The organism is Acinetobacter sp. YH16031, from assembly GCF_013417335.1.
GTDB lineage: Bacteria > Pseudomonadota > Gammaproteobacteria > Pseudomonadales > Moraxellaceae > Acinetobacter.
On the sequence record NZ_VPED01000006.1, the window covers coordinates 74,392 to 94,391 of the forward strand.

Genomic DNA, 20,000 nt, shown 5'->3' on the forward strand with positions numbered 1-20,000 from the left:
CTAGTTGAACCAGCACCCTGCCTAGAAGAGGAACTCCTATCCTGTGGAAATCCTGCTTGAACCTGAACAGCTCAGTCTGAGCAGGGAAACAAAGATCTAGGCGGGCATCTGTTTTTATAGTTTTATCTGTCATTTGCAAACCATCCGCTGTTTGCAACACACATTTACCCATGCCTATCAATTGAGGAATACTTGTTGCATGGATACTCCGTTCCAGAGGTTCCAGAGTCCGTAGCAGATTGAATTGCAGCTGAAGATAGATCATTGTGTGAATAAAAAATAACCGTCTTCAATTCATTATTATGAGTTTGGGCTAAGGGAAACAGTTTTTATTTGTACTTAATTGTTTCAAATCATAACCATTAAAAAAGCCCCTGAAACAGGGGCATGGAAAACTGACAAAAATTAGTATTTTATCCAGGTAACACTGCGTCCGATAACCGAAACGCCTACATAACCACGCAGGGTCAGGCGTTTGCCATTGGCGCTTAAACGTGCTTTACCTTTGTAAACTTTACCGCTGATTGGATCAAGTATCTTGCCATCATGGAATTCGTGAGGTTTTTTGGGGTCTGCCTTAAAATCCCAGATAAATGGCAAGCCAATAAATGGTTTATTCTTAAGCTGTCCTGGACATTTGCTACAGATTCCCAGTTTTTCTGCACCTGGCAGGCTACGGGTTTCTACGATAATTCCCTCATAGCTGCCATCTGGTTTTTTACGGATTTCGACATCAGCACGAGAATAACCGGATTGATCATCGATAGTCTTCCATTTCCCCAGTAGTGGATCTTCAGAAGCAAAGCTTAAACCTGCTGCTGTTGCCAATGTGATCCCCATCATTAAGCGACTTAAAATTTTCTTCATAACATGCCTGTTGATCAATGATTATTCGTATTAGATTTATTACTCTAATTTATTCATAAAATGTAACAAAATCAATAGCACAAAGTGTGATGAGATTGGCATAAGATTAATAGATTCATGTGAATTATCACATGACCTAAAATAAAAAAGCTCCTAAGGAGCTTTTCTTAATAATCTGAATTCGAAACTAGTTTTTAATCCAGGTCATATTGCGTCCGACCGGTGCACCTTCAGCACGACTATGAATGGTAAGATGCCTGCCATTATTTTTCAGGCGGGCACGGGCCTGATAAAGCTGTCCAGAAACCGGGTCGAGCAGAGTGCCGTTAATAAATTCATTGCTATGCTCGGGATGACTACTCAGTCCCTTAAGCATCGTCAGTCCAATGAGCGGCTGATCCTTCAATGCGCCTTTGCATAGGGTGCAAGTCTGCTGTCGAGCTGCCCCTGGAATCTCACGAACATGCACAATTTTGGCAATATAGCGATCCTGAGCATCCTTACTAATCACCACATCTGCCAGGGAATAACCAGTACGGTCATCAATGGTTTTCCAGTGGCCAAGTAATGGGTCACTGTTGGCGAAAGCAGATAGACTGATGGTGCTTGCTGCTGTAAGAATGATAGAACAAAGCAGTTTGAATCTCATTGCCACATTACCCCATGCTATTGAAAATATATTTAACTTCTTAAAGGCATAAAAAAATTATGGGATTAATATAGCGTGAAAAATACACTAAATACCAGTCAATAATCACATTAAATTAAGAAAAATGAATATGAGTTAAAAATTACGTTCATTCAGCATGATGAGAATGAGTAAGTATTTACGTGATAAGGAATGGGATAAAGATAATGATTTTAAGCTGTCCAAGCCTTTGATCTGGCCAGACAGCTTGCAGATGAGAATTTATAAAAAATGAGATTTATTCGACTTTCACCCAGGATACTGTTCGTCCGAGCATGGGTGTACCTACATAGCCACGAAGCGTCAGCACATTGCCTCGGGAATTCAGCGTTGCCTTGCTTTTATAGACATTGCCGGTTAGTGGATCGAGAATTGAACCATTAACGAATTCATTTTTCTTTTCTGGATTTGGTTTTAGACCTGATAAGACAGAGAGACCCAGAATAGGTACGTCTTTCAGTGCCCCCTTACATTTAGAGCAATGGGTATGTGCAGGACGATTTGGAATGGCATGGATACGAATAACTTTACCCTGATAAGTACCATCATTGAGTTTACTGATTTCAACATCAGCACGTGCATAGCCCGTTTTGTCATCAATGGCTTTCCATGTCCCCGTGATTTCGACTGCATAGCTGAAGCTCTGCGCAGCACATAACATCACACCCATTAAATATCGAAATTTCATTTAAAATCTTCCACTTATTTTTTTTGATTTTTTTACTTTGAAAATACCGTTGATCTTCTGATTCTATCGGTGTGCAAATTTTAATCATGAGGCAAGCTTGAAATTAAGTACATTTATCTTTTTTTATGAGGAATTTTGGTCAATATTTTATGAAAATATAAAATGAAAAAAGCACTCAATATTGAGTGCTTTTTTTGAGTCGAGCAGGGGCTGTTATTAACTGAGGTGTTCACCAAACAGGCTCAAAGCTTCTTCAGCCGTAAAAATATAACGGCTATTACAGAACTGACAGTCCATTTCAATTGGATTCTGGAATTCTAAAGTTTCACGAACCGATTCTACACCAATCTGCTGTAAGGCAATCGCACAACGTTCTTTAGAACAGGTACAGCCAAACTGCAAATGTTCTACTTCTGGTAAGCGCACTTCTTCTTCGTTATATAAACGATAGAGAATTTCATTGGCCTCCAGAGTGACCAGTTCTTCTGTTTTTAATGTTTCAGTCAGCATGGTCAAACGTGGCCATAAGTCTTCATCGACACGGCGTTGTTCTTCTTCACTGTTACGCGGTAGCAGTTGAATCAGTAAACCGCCTGCACGATTGTTGTCACTGGCCAGCACGATACGTGTCGGAATCTGGGCAGACAGGTCATAATATTGCATCAGACAGCCAGCCAAATTTTCCTGATCAAGCGGAACAATACCCTGATAACGTTCACCAAATTCAGGCTCGATATTGATAAACAGCACTGGATTAGTCAGTGATTTTAAAACTGTGCTGCTATCTTCTGCTGCCTGAAAGTGTGGATCTTCTTCGTAATCCGCCAGTGCACGTACTTCACCGCGATGGTTACATTCAGCCATTGCCCATTTAAATGTGCCTGAAGCCTGAATTTGTAGGCTGATACGCCCTTTAATTTTCAGGGTGCTGGCCAATAGTGCAGTGGCGCTCAGCATTTCACCTAATAGGATTTTTACTGCAGGCGCATAGTCACGCTGGGCCAAAATTGTTTGTAAAGCTTCTTCAAGATGCACCACTTCACCACGAACAGGGCTATCTTCAATAAAAAAGCGTTGGCGTAAATCAGACATAAAATTCTCCATAACCCTGCTTTAATGGTGGCATTATTGTAAAACACAAGTTATGCCAGATCATCTCTTATGGCATCAATTCCTGAAGCGTTGTTGTCCTGTTGCGTGTCCGTATCCTGTTCTGGTGCTTTTTTTAGCTGATCCTGAGCAAGAAGATGCTCCAGTTCTGCCAGTGTATTCCTTGAGCCTGCGAAATTAAACGGACTCTCCGTATCCGGATGAAATTGACGATTGAGCAGTTTCTGATCATGAGTATGAAACTCATGGATCTTTTGTTGCGCCTGTTCTTCAGACAGTCCGCTCAGCTGAACTAGCAAACACTGACTTAGTTCTAGTGCAGAAGCATAGGTTTCTCGCCAGATTTTTTCCACGCCCAGCTCCTGAAGTAGATAGACATGATGCCGGTTACGTGCCCGTACCCATAAAGACATGTCAGGATAATTTAAGCGCAGATGTCGGACGGTCAGCAGTGAATCTTCAATATCATCAATGGCGACAATCACATGCTGAACCGTATCCAGATGTGCCTGAGCTAAAGCCTCTGGCTCAGTCGCATTGGCCTGATAGAAGGTAATACCGTAAGAGGTCAGCAATTCAGTTGCTTCGATATTGCTGTCCATTACACTGAATTTTTGCTGCTGTTGTAGCAAAATACGGGCAATGATCTGGCCAAAACGGCCAAAACCGATTAATAAAATTGGTGCGGTATTTGGTGGAAGGCTTTCAATGTCAAAGGTCGCTGCCAAATGATTTTGCCGATCCAGTCGTGGCAGAATCTGGTTATGCAATAACCAGTAAAATGCCGGTGTGAGTAGCATGGATAAACTTGCCATCCACATCAATGGGGAGAGCAGGGCTGGAGTAACGATCTGCTGCGAAAGCGCAATGATGAGTGCCAGAAAAGCGAACTCACCACTTTGTGCCACACTGGCGGCCAGTAGCGTACTGTTGCGCCAACTATGCTGATAATAACGTGCCAATCCTAAGGTAATCGCAAATTTAATCAGGATCAGCGAAAGTGTTCCGGCAATAATCAATACGGGTTGCGTCAGCACATCGGCAAACTGCAATGACATGCCCAGACTGATAAAAGCCAACCCAATCAATAAACCGCTAAAAGGCTGCAGACTCTTTTCAATCGAAATCCGGAAATCAGAATCTGCCAGTAACATACCGGAAAATAATGCTGCCAGGTACAGATTCAGTCCCAGCGTATCCATCAGGACTAGTAAGCCCAGGAAAATGACAATGGCAACAATGCTATGCAATTCATGACGACCACTTTTGGCAATCCAGCGATAGAGCGGTTGCATGAAATAGCGATTACAGAGGAATAAACCGGTAAAGGTAGCCATCATGGCAGCAAAATAAGCTACGCCATGTTCTGTTGAACTGATGCCTGCAAAGAGCGGAATCGCTGCAATGACAGGAATTGCAATCAGTGCATGAATCAGGGTGTTGGCATAAGCGGATTGACCATAACTGGTCGCCAGTTGTTGCTGATTGTTCAGGAACTGGGTGACTAACGTCATGGCAGAAAGGCTGCCGGCCAGTCCGATGACAATGCTGGAAACCAGATGCTGATCGAGAAAGAACCAGGCCAGCAGGCTCAAAATCAGGGCAGTGCTCAGTACCTGTAAAATGGCCATAAACCACAGGGATTGCCCAAGCTGAAGAATTCGTTGTGGTCTGAGTTGTAGGCCAATCCAGAACATTAGGGCCAACAGGCTGATTTGAATAAAAGTCTGCATCACCTCAGGAGCAGAGATCAGCGCTAAGGCACTCGACCCAATGATTAAACCTGTCAGTAAATAGCCCAGCACTGTTGGCAGTCTGAGTTTATGGCTCAGTGGCACCATGAACAGTGCAATCGCCAGAACCAGCGCTATTTGTAACAGTATCGACATTTTTCCGCCTTAAATTTTATTTTCATCCAGTCTTAAAGTTGAGCCTTTATCAAATGAAGTTGGGTTCAATATTTTTAGCTGAGTTCTTGTGGATCAATATCCAGTGTCAGCTTCATATTGGATGGCTTATCCTGTAACAGGTTTTGCCACCAGCTACGGACATAATAATGCAAACGGGCACGGTCTGCGGACAATAGCACCATATGAGATTGATAGCGTCCGGCCTTGCGTTCCATCGGGGCAGGAATGGGACCCCAGATGTCCAGCACCAGATCGGGATATTGCCTGAGCAGGGCAGCATGTTTCTGTAAGAATTCGGTATTTTGTGCCTGATCTTTGGATTCACAGCGAATCAGCACGGCATAACGAAAAGGAGGCATCTGGGCGATTTGCCGTTCGGTCAAAGTCTGCTTGGCAAAGGCGCGGTAATTTTCAGTGACTAAGGTATTCAGCAGCGCATGATCAGGTCTTAGGGTCTGTAAATATACATCCCCTTTATGTTCCCCACGTCCTGCACGACCTGCGACCTGTACGATCAATTGTGCTGTACGTTCTGTGGCCCGGAAATCGACACTGAGCAGACCAGAATCGATATCCAAAATTGCAACCAGCGTGACATAAGGAAAATGATGGCCTTTGGCCAGCATCTGCGTGCCGAGCAGAATCGCAGGCTCACTTTTCTGGACCTTGTCATAGATCTTTTGCCAACTACCCACCCGGCTGGTCGAGTCGCGATCGACCCGGATCACTTCAGAATCTGGAAAAAGCTCATTCAGATGTTCTTCAACTTTTCCAGTGCCCATGCCTAAAGTGGCCAGCTCCTGATGCTGACATTGCGGGCATTGTTCAGGCATACGATGAATGGTGCCACAGTGATGACAATGCAGATGCTGATAAGGTTGCCGGTGCACAGTGAAATTGGCATCACAATTCGGACACTGCGCCTGCCAACCACAACTGCCACAAATCAGTACGGGCGCATAACCACGACGATTCAGGAAAATGAGTACCTGTTCTTTTTTAGCCAGGCGCTTTTTGATTTCTTCAATTAGATGCAGGCTGATGCCATGCTGCTTTGGTGCTACTTTTAAATCCAGAATATGGATTTTCGGCATTAGCGCTGTACCCGCGCGTTGATTCAGTTCCAGTACCTGCATTTTACCTTGCTGCACCAGTGCATAACTGTCAATGCTGGGTGTTGCCGAACCCAAGAGTACTGGACATTGCTGTAAATGTCCCCGGTACAATGCCACATCACGGGCATGATAGCGAAAGCCTTCCTGCTGTTTAAAAGACAGGTCATGCTCTTCATCCAGAATGATCAGGCCCAGATTCGGCATCGGTGTATAAATCGCAGAACGGGTGCCAAGCACAATGGAAGCTTTACCGGTTTCAGCGGCTTGCCAGGCTTGTAAGCGTTTACTGTCATTCAGGCCAGAGTGAAGCAAGGCAATATGACAATGGAAACGGGACTGAAAGCGGCTAATGGTTTGTGGCGTCAGTCCGATTTCAGGCACCAGTACCAGTACCTGCTTGCCCTGTTTCAGTACCTGTTCCATGATCTGAAGATAGACTTCAGTTTTACCGCTGCCAGTCAGGCCATCGAGTAAAAAGGCCTGATATTGCTTGCGGTATTTCAGCACTTGCTGAATCGCATGCTTTTGTTCCGGATTGGCCGTTAATGGCATCTGGGCCAGTTGTACAGGTTGCGGGCTAAAATCCTGTGCTTCCAGGACACATTCGCAAATTCCTTTTTTTTCGAGCGCTTTTAAAGTCGCTGTTTCTATTCCGGCCAGATTTAAGAGATTCTCAGTTGTTCCCACCGGATGTAGTTTTAGAATCCGATAGGCTTCCTGTTGCCTCTCGGAACGGCGAACCTTGGCTTCAGCCTCATGATCCAGCAATTTCCAGTTTCGGGCCAGCAGGTTATAAGGTTTGCCCTGACGCAATAAGGTCGGCAAGGCAGTCTGGATCACTTCCCCGATAGGAAACTGGTAATACTGTGCTGACCAGGTCAATACACTTAAAACCTGGGAATTGATAATGGCACGGTCATCTAAAAGCTCGGTAATTGCTTTCAGTTTGAAACTGGGATCAATCGGAGCATCTAGCGGTAATTTTTCAGTAATCACGCCGACCAGATTTTGCCGGCCAAAAGAAACCGCGACTCGGGCACCCACTTCTGCCTGCTGATATTGTTCCTGACTCAAGCTATAGTCAAAACAGTCAAACAGATGCACCGGCACTGCAACACGAACACGATAAATAGGGGCAGTAACGGGAACAGAATTTGGCATAGTAACAGAGTGGGTCCTGATGAAATTTCGTCGTGCTCAAAGTTCAGTTATGTTAGAGTGAGCAGATAATTTATATTGAAGAATATGAATGATTTTGATGGTCTGACGCAACAGCGTTAAGCAAAATTTTGGAAAATTAGAGCATTACAATGCCTGCATATCAGTTTACTGCGCTTGACGCTTCAGGGAAGCAGCAAAAAGGCGTGCTTGAGGGGGATTCAGCACGACAAATCCGGCAACAGCTTCGGGATCAGGCGCTGATTCCGGTCTCTGTAGATCCGGTTGAGAAAAAAGACCAGCACTACCGTCGCAAATGGTTTGAAAAAAGCATCACTGCCTATGATCTGGCCCTTATGACCCGGCAACTCTCGGTACTGGTCGCTGCCGCAATTCCGCTAGAAGAAGCCATTCGCGCCGTCGGCAAGCAGAGCGAAAAAGTTCATGTGCAAAATCTGCTGATGTCAGTACGCTCCAAGGTGCTGGAAGGGCATAGCCTGGCTCAGGCACTACAACAGTCTGGACGTTTTCCGGAACTGTATATTGCTACTATTGCGGCCGGTGAACGTTCTGGCCACTTGGACCTGATCTTGGATCAATTAGCCGACTATACCGAAAACCGTTTTGCCATGCAGAAAAAGATTCAAGGGGCGATGATCTATCCGATTATTTTGCTCTTGATGTCTTTTGCGATTGTGATGGGTCTGATGACCTATGTGGTACCGGATATCGTCAAGACCTTTGATCAAAGCAAAGATGCTTTGCCGTGGATTACAGTGACTTTAATGAAAGCCAGCGATTTTATCCGGATCGCCTGGCCATTTTTGCTGATAGGCAGTGCGGTAGGTATTTTTCTGCTGGTACGTTTTTTAAGAACAACAGCTGGGCATTATGCTTTTGATCGTCTGACTCTGAAACTACCTTTATTCGGAAAATTATCACGTGGTATTAATGCTGCCCGTTTTGCCAGTACCTTATCGATACTGACTCAGTCCGGTGTGCCTCTGGTAGATGCCTTACGCATTGGGGCAGCGGTAAGTAATAACTGGGTAATCCGGGATTCGGTTAATCTGGCTGCTGAAAAAGTGACTGAAGGCGGGAACCTAGCTACCCAGCTGGAACGTAGTGGTTATTTCCCCCCGATGATGGTACAAATGATCAAAAGTGGTGAAGCCTCGGGGGAGCTGGATCGTATGCTGGAACGGGCATCGACCATGCAGGATCGGGAAGTGACCACGCTGATTTCGACATTACTCGCGCTTCTGGAACCGCTGATGCTGGTACTCATGGCCAGTATTGTGCTGGTAATTGTGATCGCGGTGATGCTGCCAATTGTCAATATGAATAATATGATTTAAATAACATGTGTAACGTCTACGAAGAATTGAAAGTGCCTGAAACTTTCTAAAGATGAATGAGAGATATTGAATGAAAAGGAATCCAAATCAAGCCATAGACCCTTCAACTACAGCTGTTGAACCTACCGTACGTGTGAGCCAGTTACGTGCACATCGTGCCTCAGGTTTTACCCTGATTGAAGTAATGGTGGTTATTGTTATTCTCGGTGTGCTTGCGGCCCTAATTGTTCCAAATGTAATGGGACGCGGTGAAAAGGCTAAAGTGGATACCACAGTCATCAAATTGCAGAGTATTGCGGGTTCACTGGATCAATATAAGCTGGACAATGGCAAATATCCAAGCATGCAAGAAGGTGGTCTGGATGCACTGGTAAATCAGCCAGCAACAGCGAAGAACTGGTTGCCAGGTGGCTATGTGAAAGGAGGTTACCCAAAAGACAGCTGGGATAATGACCTGCAATACGTGATTCCAGGAACCAATGGTCGTGCTTTTGATTTGTACTCTTTTGGTGCCGATGGACAGGCAGGTGGGGAAGGAACTGATGCTGATATTTATTACCAACCTTAACTGATAATTATTATAAATTAGTAGGTTATTGAATATATCACTTCACTTGATTGGTTGTTTCAATATTAGGTGAAGTGATAATAACTCTCAATCATAAAATATAATATAAGAAATTGAATTTAATAATATTATTATAATATTGGTGATTTGATAGTTATAATAAGAATTATTCCCATATTTATCTATTACAATTATCGTAAAATGTGAATAAATATAGACTTTCTATTTACAAAAAATAGCTCATAATATTCTTAATGGCCCTTTTTTAGCCAAAGGAGAATGGTATGAAAGCATTAATATTGTCGGATGAAATAAACCAGTTTCATTGGTCGATGCTGAAATCTGTTCTTTTGGTTTTAAGCATTCTTCCAGCCAGTCAGGGAATTTTGCATTTATGGCAGACCACTGAAGGCAGCAGCCAGATTATGGTCGGTTTCTTTGCCATTAGCATGATGAGTACCTTATTCGTACTATGCTTCTGGTCAGCATTAAAAGCATCGGTCGTACAGTTTGAACAGGAACAGGCCTCTGCATTTGAAAATGGTATTGTTCAGATCTATCGCTATATTCCAATGTTGTCACTGGCGAGCATGTTGTCTTATCTGGTGATCCAGTTTTAATAACATGTAGATAAAAAAACCGAGGCATGAACCTCGGTTTTTTTATATCTCCTCCCTTTTTAAAAGGGAGGCCGGGAGGGATTTAGAAAATTAATCCCCCTCTTGCGCCATATATGGCTCACCTTTCGTAAAGAGGGACTTTTGAGAGAATTATCTTCTCGACTTAAAGCTGATATCCACTTTACGTGGACGGAAGCGCCAACCCAGTAATAATAACAATACGGAGAAAATCAATACTGGCCAGTCGCTGAGTTTCATGTAAAGCGTTTCACCCTGCATGGCGGGTAGCTCACCGCGGAGTATAGCTTCTTTATCCATGGGTGCACGTTTCACAATATGACCATTGTGGTCGATGAACGCAGTTACCCCAGTATTGGTAGCACGAATAAACCAGCGACCATTTTCCTTGGCCCGCATTTGTACCATCTGTAAATGTTGCTGTGGACCGGCAGTGCCAGTAAACCAGGCATCATTAGATACGGTCACCAGAAAATCGCTTTGGCTGGCATTACGACGAGTCAGATTTGGATAAGCCACTTCATAGCAAATTGCCGCACCTAGAGGATGGTTTTTCACATTTAATGGTTTCTGGATATCCGCACCACGCGAGAAACCACTCACCGAAGGGTCGTTTTGCAGAGCTGGCAGTACCCAACTGAGTGCGCCAGAAAGTGGAATATATTCCCCAAAAGGCACCAGACGCTGCTTCTTATAAAGACCACTCGACTCATCACCGGTCGCCATAATGCTATTGTAATATTTTGGCGTGCCTGCTTCCTGTGACTCAGCCAGATCCCAGAACGGAATACCTGTGACCCAAGCTGTTCCAGATTTTTCTGCCTGAACTTTCATGGCATCCAGGAAAGGTTCGATATCAGTCTGGAACATCGGAATCGAAGATTCTGGCCAGACAATCAGGTCACGTCCCCATTCGGTCTTGCTCAGATTCGCATAGATCAGTAAGGTTTTTACCTGATATTCAGTTAACCATTTCAGGTCCTGAGGGATATTGCCCTGAATCAGAGAAACGGTGAGCGGCTTTTCATTTTTTTCTTGCACGAAAGTCAGTTGTGCTGCGCCCCAAGCACCCAATAACAGTAGGGCAGCAGGAACGATCCAGAAGACCCGTTTACTTAAGATTTCAACCAGCGCACAGGCCAGAACAATCACTACAAAGGACACCCCAAATACACCAAATAAAGGCGCATAGGCATCCAGATAAAGCTCAGTAAAAGCGTAACCTGCAAAGAGCCATGGGAAACCGGTAAATACCCAGGTTTTGGCCCATTCAAAGATCACCCAAAGTGGTGCGAAGGTAAGAGGTGTTTCTGGGAAAAATCGACGATAAATGAAAGTTTGAAGCGCAGTAAACAGTCCCATGACAATCGCCATGATCAGGATCATGATTACGCTCAGGAAAGCACTGGTATCGCCATACACATGAATAGAGGTATAGAGCCAGAATGCACCCACAAACCATAATCCAATTCCATAAGCCCAGCCAATACCAAAGGCCTGTTTGGCACTACGACCACGGACGCAAGCATACAGTAAGGCAGGAGAGAGAATCGCCAGCCACCAGTAATGATAAGGTGCCAGTGCCAGGCTAAAAATAGCGCCGGCAAATAAGGCAATCAGTACAGGATAAATCAGGGCTAACTGCTTTTGCTGCTGGGCTGGATTTAATAGCTTATCGAAATATGCTCTCATTGGCGCACAGCTCGAATTAAACGAATAGAACGTGAATCTGCCTCAAGAATGGTAAATTGCCAGTTTTCCAATTCAATCGTCTGACCTTCCAGATCATTTACCAGACCAATTTCCTGCAATAACAAACCGCCCATAGTTTCAACTTCATCATCGGAGAAATTGGCATCTAGCATGTTGTTAAAATGCTCGATTGGCGTCAGCGCTTGTACTACCCAGGTATTGGCTGTCTTCGGGTCTTGATCCGGAACAATATATTGTGCTTCTTCATCAGCAATATCATGTTCGTCTTCAATTTCACCCACAATTTCTTCGAGAATATCTTCTAGGGTCACCAGACCTGAAGTTGTACCGTACTCATCAATCACTACCGCAATATGAGTCTGGGTATTTTTCAGCATACGTAGAACCTGATCCGAACGCGCACTTTCCGGCACAAACAGCGGCTGACGCATCAAGGCACGAATATCGACTTTGGAAGAAGGCTCGGTCAGGAAAGGAAGCAGATCTTTGGCCAGCAAAATACCAACCACATTATCCGGTTGATCCGATGAGAACACAGGGAATCGCGAATGCGCAGATTCAACTAAAACATGCAGAATTTCCAGAAGTTGGTCATCTTCCTGCAAGCTAATCATGGACGTTCTTGGCGTCATGACTTCACGAATTTTGGTGGCTGGCAGGTCCAGTACGCCTTCCAGCATTGCAACAGTATCGGGTTCTAAAAATCGACGTGAATCTTGTACTAATTTTAGCAGTTCGTCGCGAGTTTCGGGTGCAGTTCCCAGCCATTTACGTAAGCCGCGCATACCCCACGACGGGCCTGATTCCTCGTGCATGATCTTTCCTAAAGACTCTTAATATCTAAAAAAACGTGATTTTATCATACCGCAGAAAATACGCTTGTCTATTGTAATTATGCTGCGCAGACTTGATCTCGCGGGTCAGTCTGGTTTTGTGAACTGGCTCAAAGCGTGAGCTGCAATGCGATAGCCGCTTTATGCTAAAATAGGCTAATCTTGAATTCCTGAGTCTGTCGATGTCTGAAGCCGAAATTACGCCAAGCCTGCAATTGAATACCCGTGGATTACGCTGCCCTGAGCCAGTGATGATGTTGCATCAAGCCATCCGTAAGTCTAAAGCTGGTGATGTAGTTGAAGTTTTTGCTACGGATAATTCAACTTCTTGGGATATTCCAAAATTTTGTATGCACCTCGGCCATGAACTGCTGCTCCAAGAGGAGCGTTTGGATGAAAATGGCAATAAAGAGTTCCATTATCTGGTGAAAAAAGGCGGTTAAGAGATTTTTTTGGGTAGATGAGTGATTCATTTGCCCATATTTTTGAAAGATTAAAATGAAAAGAAAGCTATTTTTTTGAATACTTGATTTGCTTGAAATTCCTGACTTTCAGAAAATAAAAAATTTGATATTTAAGCCTCTTCCAGAATTACAGTGATGAATCGGAACCATGGCCAGACCAATGAATCTAGGCTGGATATAAATAATTCACTATAATGCCGCAAAAATATTTATAACAATTAAAAATGATAAAAAATCATATCGCTCAAGTATTAGCGCAATTGGGTCTTAGCGCACAGAAGCGTGCTTTGCTTGTTCAGTTTTCCCATCAAAAACTTAATTCCGAAGTTTTTCTGCAACATATTGATGGCCAACATGTCCTGAATCAGGGACTAAAAATTGAGCTGATTTGTGTGTCGACTAATGCCTTGATTCCCCTTAAAGAATTTATTGGAACTCAAGTAGCGATAGATCAGGTCACGGATCAAGCACAGTTATTTCGCAGCTCCGGAATTATTACTGCAGCAACTCAGGGACAGAGTGATGGTGCATTAGCGCTTTATAAACTCACTCTGGAAGATGCAACGTCGCTATGGCATAAACGCCGTAATAGTCGTGTGTTCATGGACAAGAGTGTCCGAGAGATTACTGAAATCTTATTCAAAGAATGGCAGCGTAAGAGTCCATTATTTGCGGCTGCACTTAAGCTGGATTTATCCGGTTTGCAGCAAACTTATGATGTACGTCCTTTTACTATGCAGTTGAATGAAAGCGACTATGACTTTTTAACCCGTTTATGGCGTAGTGAAGGGATTAACTGGCTGATTGATGAGTCTGAGCTTATAGTTGTGCATTCATCTGCACCGATTGCAGCGCAAAAGCTTAGATTAATTGATGACAATAGCCACTACCAAACTTTAAGCCGCAGGGCGATCCGTTTCCATCGTTCCAGTGCTACTGAACAAGAAGATAGCATGACCAGTTTTATTGTAGAACGACAGTTGCAGCCGACCGCTGTACACATCCAGCGCTGGCATGCCGATCGCTTGAATCAGGAAGAAGGCGTAGGTTCAGTACAAAGCAAGCACCAGCAGAGTCAGGTTCAGGATAATGCCAGTCTGTCATTGGAACAGGCCTGGAACATCAGTCCGGCATGGATCACTGATCTCATGCATGCAGATCAGGCAACCCCAGCCTCAGATACACAAATCGAAAAAATAAACCAAAATTTGCAGCATTTCTATGATGCACAGGCCAAACAATTTTTAGCAACATCCACGGTTCGCGATGCTCAGGTGGGCTACTGGTTCCGTCTGAATCAGCATCCAGAACTTGACCAGCATCCAGCAGCAGTAGATAAAGAATTTTTAATCATCTCCAAGAAATTTTATAACCAGAATAATTTACCTAAAGACTTAAATGAGCAGGTTCATGCTTTAATTCAGCAAAGCTGCTGGCAGATGACAGAATTCAAGGACGCAGGTGAGCGTCAGGCCAACCAGCTAGTCTTGCAACGTCGCCATATTCACTTGGTTCCTGAGTATCAGCCTTTATTGCAGCGGCCACAGGCCTATCCGCAACGCGCCAAGGTAGTCGGGCCAGAAGATGAAGAAATTTATGTGGATGAATGGGGGCGGATCAAAATCCGTTTTCTGTTCACTCGTCCGGATGACCATGCTCACGATGGTGGCGCAGGCAGCAATGACAGTGATACAGATTCAGCCTGGGTAGATGTTCTGACCCCGTGGGCAGGTATAGGTTATGGGGTCCGTTTCTTGCCAAGCATTGGTGAAATTGTGGTCGTCGACTTTTTCGATGGCAATATTGATCGGCCTTTTGTGGTAGGTCGGATTCATGAAGGCCAACGTTCTCCGACGAAGTTTGATCAAAAAGGACAACTACCAGGCACTAAAAAACTCAGTGGTATTCGCTCGCAAGAAGTACAGGGGCAAGGCTTTAACCAGCTACGTTTTGATGATACGACTGGCCAGATCAGTATACAGTTACATAGTAGTCAAGCTGCCAGTCAACTCAATCTGGGTAACTTGAGTCATCCGAAAGAACAGGCGGAAAGTGAAGGACGGGGTGAAGGTTTTGAACTTAGAACTGACCAATGGGGTGCAGTCCGTGCAGGTGAAGGGTTATTGATTTCGGCTCATAAACAGCAAGCTGCAGATGGTTCACATATGGATGCTGAACCAGCGAAAAGCCAGCTTGAATCAGGCTTGCAGATGAGCCAGGCGCTAAGTGATGTTGCTAAAAACCAGCAAACTGATCCGCTTGAAATCTTTGAAAATTTAAAAAGCTTTATTGAGCACATTGAACAGCAAGATCAAGACAAGGCAGCTGCCTTTAAACAGGCAATTATGATTCTGACAGCACCAAAATCCATTGCGCTGAGTACTCAGCAGGATATTCATTTGTCTGCAGATGGTCAAATTAGCCACCAGGCAGCGGACAGTATTAATTTAAGTTCGCAGAAAAATATTATTGGGCATGCCTCTTCTAAAGTGAGTCTGTTTGCAACCCAACAAGGCTTAAGAGCTTATGCCGCAAAAGGCAAAGTTGAACTACAGGCGCAAAATGATGGGATGGATATTATTGCACGCAAAGGTATCAAAATTATCTCCACTGAAGATCAGATCGAAATTACAGCAGCGAAGGAAATTGTTTTAACTGCGGGCGGTTCTCAGGTTGAAATCAGTAGTGCTGGAATTTTGCCGACGACGGGTGGTCAGTTTGAGATGAAGGCAGGGCAGCATCAATTTTTATCAGGGGAAAAGGTAACAAATGATATTCCCTATCTTCCTGCCTCACATAATAGTTCCTATATTTTAGAGTTCGATGTGCGACATAAAATAAACAATAAATTATTAGAAAGCTCTCCAATTTTTAGTCTTATTGATTCTAAGGGGAATGTACGAACAGGAGAGGTTCCCAAAGATGGAATTATTAGAATTACCTCAAAAAATAAGGAAGAAAAATATACGGTTATGGTGCATAAATATGATGCAGAGATATCGGAGTTAGAAGAATGACTTATACGGCTCGTTTAAAAGTATCCTGTGATAATAAAGACCTTTTATCAAAATTAAGCTATACCTTACTAAATACGACAACTCAAAAAAGTTATGGAGGAAAAATTGATCCGAATGGTTGTACCAAAATCTATAGTTGCAATAAATTAGATTTAATCTTTGTAGAGTTAATTTTAAATAATTCAAAAATTGCCAGAGTGCGTGTTCCCGTATTAGAAAATGGCGAATTTAATAAATCGATATATAAATTAAAATCAACTACAGGTACAACAAAACAAGCAGAATCAAATAAAGTACCTGTTAAAGTTAAAAATGAATTAGAAATCGCTATTGAACAATGGGAAGCAACAACAACTTATATTTCTAAAGAAACAATACAAAATCCCGCTCTTCGTTTAACCTATCAAAAGAAAGCAAAAGAAATATCAAATAGATATAGACAACTTGTAAAAGATGGAACTTTAAAGCTTAAAGAAGCTGCTGAAGAATGTAATAATTTCAGAAATCAGATTATGGAGACTACACGTAGAAGAACATCATCAGCTGGTTTAGCTGCCGTAAAGAATATGAAAGCTCAAGGATTAACTCTTGAATTCTTATATGAAAAATATGCTTATCAGCTAAAAGATCCTGAAAATTATAAAAAGTTATTGAAAAATAATCAGTTAAATTTCTTCATAAAACAACAAATGGCTTCAGGTCGGTCGTTTTTTAATTCACTATCTGATTTTGGAAAAAATCGAATTTATTATTCTGTTATCCGTAGTGCAGGTAATGCGAATCCTAATGTAACTGAAATTATGAAAAGGGTAGGGGCATTGGGAAGTGTTTTCTTGGTGGTAACATTATTTTATGCAGCCAGGGAAATATATTATGCGGAGAACAAACAAAAAGAAGCTATTAAACAAACTACTACTATTATTTCAGGTATAGCTACAGGGGCAGTAACAGCATCCGTAGCATATTCTCCAGCTGGAGCTGTTTGTGGGCCAGCAGCGCCTATTTGTATAATCATGGCAGGTCTGGTCGGATCAGCCGTAGGAGGATGGGGAGCATATAAATTATTAGAAGAATACGATAAAGAATTAGAGGAGTTTACTACGTGGAATTTCTTTTAAAATACGGAGGTTATTTGTGTTTAATAGTAGGCTCATGTCTTTTAATATCTAGTATGCCCTCCCTTTATCAAAACGATGAAGATATTGATATTCATAAATATAAAATCCGATTTTATACTAGTTTAGTTTTTATCTTATTTTGGTTAACTTCTTTACTTTTAAAATAACTTAAGATTAATAAACCCGCTTTTCAGCGGGTTTATTTGTATCTCATCAGAGATTACATATTCGGGTAGTTCGGACCACCGCCACCTTCCGGTGTTACCCAGGTGATATTCTGAGATGGATCTTTGATGTCACAGGTCTTGCAATGTACACAGTTCGCGGCGTTGATCTGGAAGCGTTTCGAGCCTTCATCATTTTCCATAATTTCGTATACACCCGCCGGGCAGTAGCGCTGAGCTGGCTCATCCCATTTCGGCAGGTTCACATCCACCGGAATCGAAGCATCAGTTAACTTTAAGTGCGCTGGCTGGTTTTCTTCATGGACTGTATTCGATACAAACACAGAAGACAGACGGTCAAACGTCAGCTTGCCATCCGGTTTTGGATAGTTCGGCTTGAAGTTCACTGCATCAACCGTTTTCAGAGTTTTAAAGTCTGGCACTAAATCATGGAGCGTGAACGGCACTTTAAATACGTTCTGGTCGATGAAGTTGAACGCTCCACCCATCCATTGACCGAACTTGTGCATTGCTGGGCCAAAGTTACGTGCGCTATACAACTCTTCTTTCAGCCAGCTGTTGTTGAACTTGTCTGTATAAGATGTGAGTTCTTTCACGAAGAAGTCTTCGCCTTCAGTCACACGCGCAATCGCCAGATCACCACCTTTTTCTACACCGGCAGCAATCGCTTCAAATACCGCTTCACCGCAAAGCATGCCGGATTTCATGGCAGTATGTGAGCCTTTGATCTTGGCAAAGTTCAGGAAGCCCGCATCATCACCAATTAAAGAACCACCCGGGAAGGTGAATTTCGGCAGAGAGTTAAAACCACCTTTAGTTACGGCACGCGCACCATAAGAAATACGTTTACCGCCTTCCAGATATTGTTTGATCAGTGGATGGGTTTTCCAGCGCTGCATTTCCATGAATGGATACATGTGTGGATTTTCATAAGACAGATCCACAATCATGCCCAGAGTCACCTGATTATTTTCAGCGTGGTATAACCACCAGCCACCTGAAGAACCGGTTTCAGATAAAGGCCAGCCGGCACCGTGCATCACTAGGCCTGGTTTGTGTTTCGCTGGATCAATTTCCCACAGTTCTTTAATGCCGATACCGTAGTGCTGAGGATCAGCATCTTTGTCCAGATTGAATTTCTGGATCAGACGTTTACCTAAATGACCACGGCAGCCTTCAGCAAAGATGGTGTATTTGGCATGTAGCTCATAACCTGGCGCAAAGTTATGTGTCGGTTCACCATCTTTGCCAATCCCCATGTCACCGGTTTGGATACCTTTCACCGTACCATCTTCATGATACAGAATTTCAGAAGCAGCAAAGCCCGGGAAGATCGATACTTCCAGCTCTTCGGCTTTCTGGCCTAACCAGCGCACCACGTTGCCCAGAGAGATGACATAGTTGCCATCATTGTGCATGGTTTTCGGCACCATCCAGTGCGGTGCTTCTTGTGATTTTTCATCTGAAAGAAGGAAGAAAGTTTTGTCTTCTGTCACTGGCACATTTAAAGGTGCACCTTCTTCTTTCCAGTTCGGGAATAGTTCGTTCATGGCACGTGGTTCAAGCACAGCACCCGAAAGAATATGTGCACCGACTTCGGAGCCTTTTTCTACGACACAAACGGACAGATCATTTAAATTGTTTTCAATTGCAAGTTGACGGATCTTGATTGCAGCAGACAGGCCGGCAGGACCCGCACCTACGATCACAACGTCAAACTCCATCGATTCACGTTCGATGTGTTCCATGTAGGACTCCTCATATTTCTATTCGGTGGCAACCATAATCGGATGATTGGGTGCTGCCATGAGTGTTCTGAATTCCTAGACACAAAAATAGTAGTGTCTTTAAGCATCTGGGCTAGTATAGTTTTAAACCCAGGTTAAGCCAATTGGCTGAAACATATTATTTTTCCGTCATTAAGGTCTTCTTTATATGAATAAGTCAGCACCCGAGAAAAATCCGACGAAAAAAGTAGCTTCTAGCGATGATAAAAATTTAATGGATATCGCACAATACTTAAAAGATGCACAGGGCAGTCACAAAAGGTCAATCCCGCCTTTGGATCAATGGCAGCCAAAGCATTGTGGCGCAATGGATCTCAAGGTTTTGGCCAATGGAGAATGGTGGCACGAAGGTCAATTGATCAAGCGTCAGCCGATGATAGACCTATTTTCAACGGTACTCTGGAAAGAAGAAGGAAAATTCTACCTAAAGACTCCGGTAGAAATGATTGAAATCGAGGTCGAAGATGAACCTCTGTTTGTGAATCAGGTCGATCAGGTCGAGATTGAAGGCAAGACTTACCTGCAACTGACCACCACGACTCAGGACATCATTATTGTTGATAGCGAACATCCTATCTTTATGCGTCAGTATCAGGATGAATTGCGCCCTTATGTGCATGTGCGTTTTGGAATCAATGCGCTTATTCAGCGGGCTGCTTTTTTACATCTGGTGGAGATGGGCGAGCTTGGTGAAAATGCTGCTGGAGAGACGGTTTTAAGCTTGAAAAGTGGTGATTTAGACTTGCATTTAAGCACCTGAGGTTTAAGCTTTGTCGCAAGGTC

The 20,000-nt window shown here is 43.5% G+C and carries 16 protein-coding genes; 7 read left to right on the forward strand and 9 right to left on the reverse strand.

The annotated features are described in order from the left end of the window. Positions 1 to 405: 405 nt before the first annotated feature. From FTV31_RS04635 to FTV31_RS04660, 6 genes are all read right to left on the reverse strand, one after another. Complete coding sequence (locus FTV31_RS04635) at positions 406 to 867, reverse strand: DUF2147 domain-containing protein (RefSeq protein ID WP_179991984.1); 462 nt, start codon at positions 865 to 867, stop codon at positions 406 to 408. Positions 868 to 1,054: 187 nt separating this feature from the next. Then, positions 1,055 to 1,516 (reverse strand): DUF2147 domain-containing protein, encoded by a 462-nt coding sequence (locus tag FTV31_RS04640; protein ID WP_180013364.1) that lies wholly within the window; start codon positions 1,514 to 1,516, stop codon positions 1,055 to 1,057. A gap of 277 nt (positions 1,517 to 1,793) precedes the next feature. Next, on the reverse strand, positions 1,794 to 2,243 hold the full coding sequence (locus FTV31_RS04645) for a DUF2147 domain-containing protein (RefSeq protein WP_180013306.1): 450 nt from the start codon (positions 2,241 to 2,243) through the stop codon (positions 1,794 to 1,796). Between the two features lie 216 nt (positions 2,244 to 2,459). Continuing rightward, the gene (hslO, locus tag FTV31_RS04650) at positions 2,460 to 3,335 is read right to left on the reverse strand and encodes an Hsp33 family molecular chaperone HslO (RefSeq protein ID WP_004781734.1); all 876 of its coding nucleotides are present in this window, start codon (positions 3,333 to 3,335) and stop codon (positions 2,460 to 2,462) included. A 50-nt stretch (positions 3,336 to 3,385) separates the two neighbouring features. Beyond that, positions 3,386 to 5,242, reverse strand: coding sequence for a cation:proton antiporter (locus FTV31_RS04655; RefSeq protein WP_180013308.1), 1,857 nt, complete (start codon positions 5,240 to 5,242; stop codon positions 3,386 to 3,388). A gap of 74 nt (positions 5,243 to 5,316) precedes the next feature. Next, the gene (locus FTV31_RS04660; RefSeq protein ID WP_180013310.1) at positions 5,317 to 7,539 is read right to left on the reverse strand and encodes a primosomal protein N'; all 2,223 of its coding nucleotides are present in this window, start codon (positions 7,537 to 7,539) and stop codon (positions 5,317 to 5,319) included. Between the two features lie 149 nt (positions 7,540 to 7,688). Here FTV31_RS04660 and gspF point away from each other — a divergent pair, with 149 nt between their 5' ends. The 3 genes from gspF (at position 7,689) to FTV31_RS04675 (ending at position 10,082) form a co-directional block, all read left to right on the forward strand. After that, positions 7,689 to 8,894: a type II secretion system inner membrane protein GspF gene (gene gspF / locus FTV31_RS04665; RefSeq protein ID WP_034705070.1), complete on the forward strand. Its 1,206-nt coding sequence runs from the start codon at positions 7,689 to 7,691 to the stop codon at positions 8,892 to 8,894. Positions 8,895 to 8,964: 70 nt separating this feature from the next. After that, the gene (gspG, locus tag FTV31_RS04670; RefSeq protein ID WP_005232473.1) at positions 8,965 to 9,462 is read left to right on the forward strand and encodes a type II secretion system major pseudopilin GspG; all 498 of its coding nucleotides are present in this window, start codon (positions 8,965 to 8,967) and stop codon (positions 9,460 to 9,462) included. Between the two features lie 284 nt (positions 9,463 to 9,746). Next, positions 9,747 to 10,082, forward strand: a complete 336-nt coding sequence (locus FTV31_RS04675) for a hypothetical protein (RefSeq protein WP_005232472.1) — start codon at positions 9,747 to 9,749, stop codon at positions 10,080 to 10,082. A 150-nt stretch (positions 10,083 to 10,232) separates the two neighbouring features. Here FTV31_RS04675 and lnt read toward each other — a convergent pair whose 3' ends face one another. Next, positions 10,233 to 11,792, reverse strand: coding sequence for an apolipoprotein N-acyltransferase (gene lnt / locus FTV31_RS04680; protein WP_180013312.1), 1,560 nt, complete (start codon positions 11,790 to 11,792; stop codon positions 10,233 to 10,235). Beyond that, positions 11,789 to 12,628, reverse strand: coding sequence for an HlyC/CorC family transporter (locus FTV31_RS04685; RefSeq protein WP_004781742.1), 840 nt, complete (start codon positions 12,626 to 12,628; stop codon positions 11,789 to 11,791). Before FTV31_RS04685 ends, lnt begins: the two co-directional genes overlap by 4 nt. Positions 12,629 to 12,828: 200 nt before the next feature. Here FTV31_RS04685 and tusA point away from each other — a divergent pair, with 200 nt between their 5' ends. From tusA to FTV31_RS04700, 3 genes are all read left to right on the forward strand, one after another. Then, a complete protein-coding gene (gene tusA / locus FTV31_RS04690) occupies positions 12,829 to 13,089 on the forward strand; it encodes a sulfurtransferase TusA (protein ID WP_004781744.1) in 261 nt (86 codons plus the stop codon). 245 nt (positions 13,090 to 13,334) lie between these two features. Then, complete coding sequence (locus FTV31_RS04695) at positions 13,335 to 16,127, forward strand: type VI secretion system Vgr family protein (RefSeq protein ID WP_180013314.1); 2,793 nt, start codon at positions 13,335 to 13,337, stop codon at positions 16,125 to 16,127. Continuing rightward, complete coding sequence (locus tag FTV31_RS04700; protein ID WP_180013316.1) at positions 16,124 to 17,245, forward strand: hypothetical protein; 1,122 nt, start codon at positions 16,124 to 16,126, stop codon at positions 17,243 to 17,245. Before FTV31_RS04695 ends, FTV31_RS04700 begins: the two co-directional genes overlap by 4 nt. Positions 17,246 to 17,465: 220 nt before the next feature. Here the strand turns inward: FTV31_RS04700 and FTV31_RS04705 are convergent, their stop codons facing one another. Further along, entirely contained in the window at positions 17,466 to 19,178 is a 1,713-nt protein-coding gene (locus FTV31_RS04705) for an electron transfer flavoprotein-ubiquinone oxidoreductase (protein WP_180013318.1), read from the reverse strand. 187 nt (positions 19,179 to 19,365) lie between these two features. Between FTV31_RS04705 and FTV31_RS04710 the strand changes: the two genes are divergently transcribed. After that, positions 19,366 to 19,977 (forward strand): DUF1285 domain-containing protein, encoded by a 612-nt coding sequence (locus FTV31_RS04710; protein WP_004781755.1) that lies wholly within the window; start codon positions 19,366 to 19,368, stop codon positions 19,975 to 19,977. Positions 19,978 to 20,000: the final 23 nt, after the last annotated feature.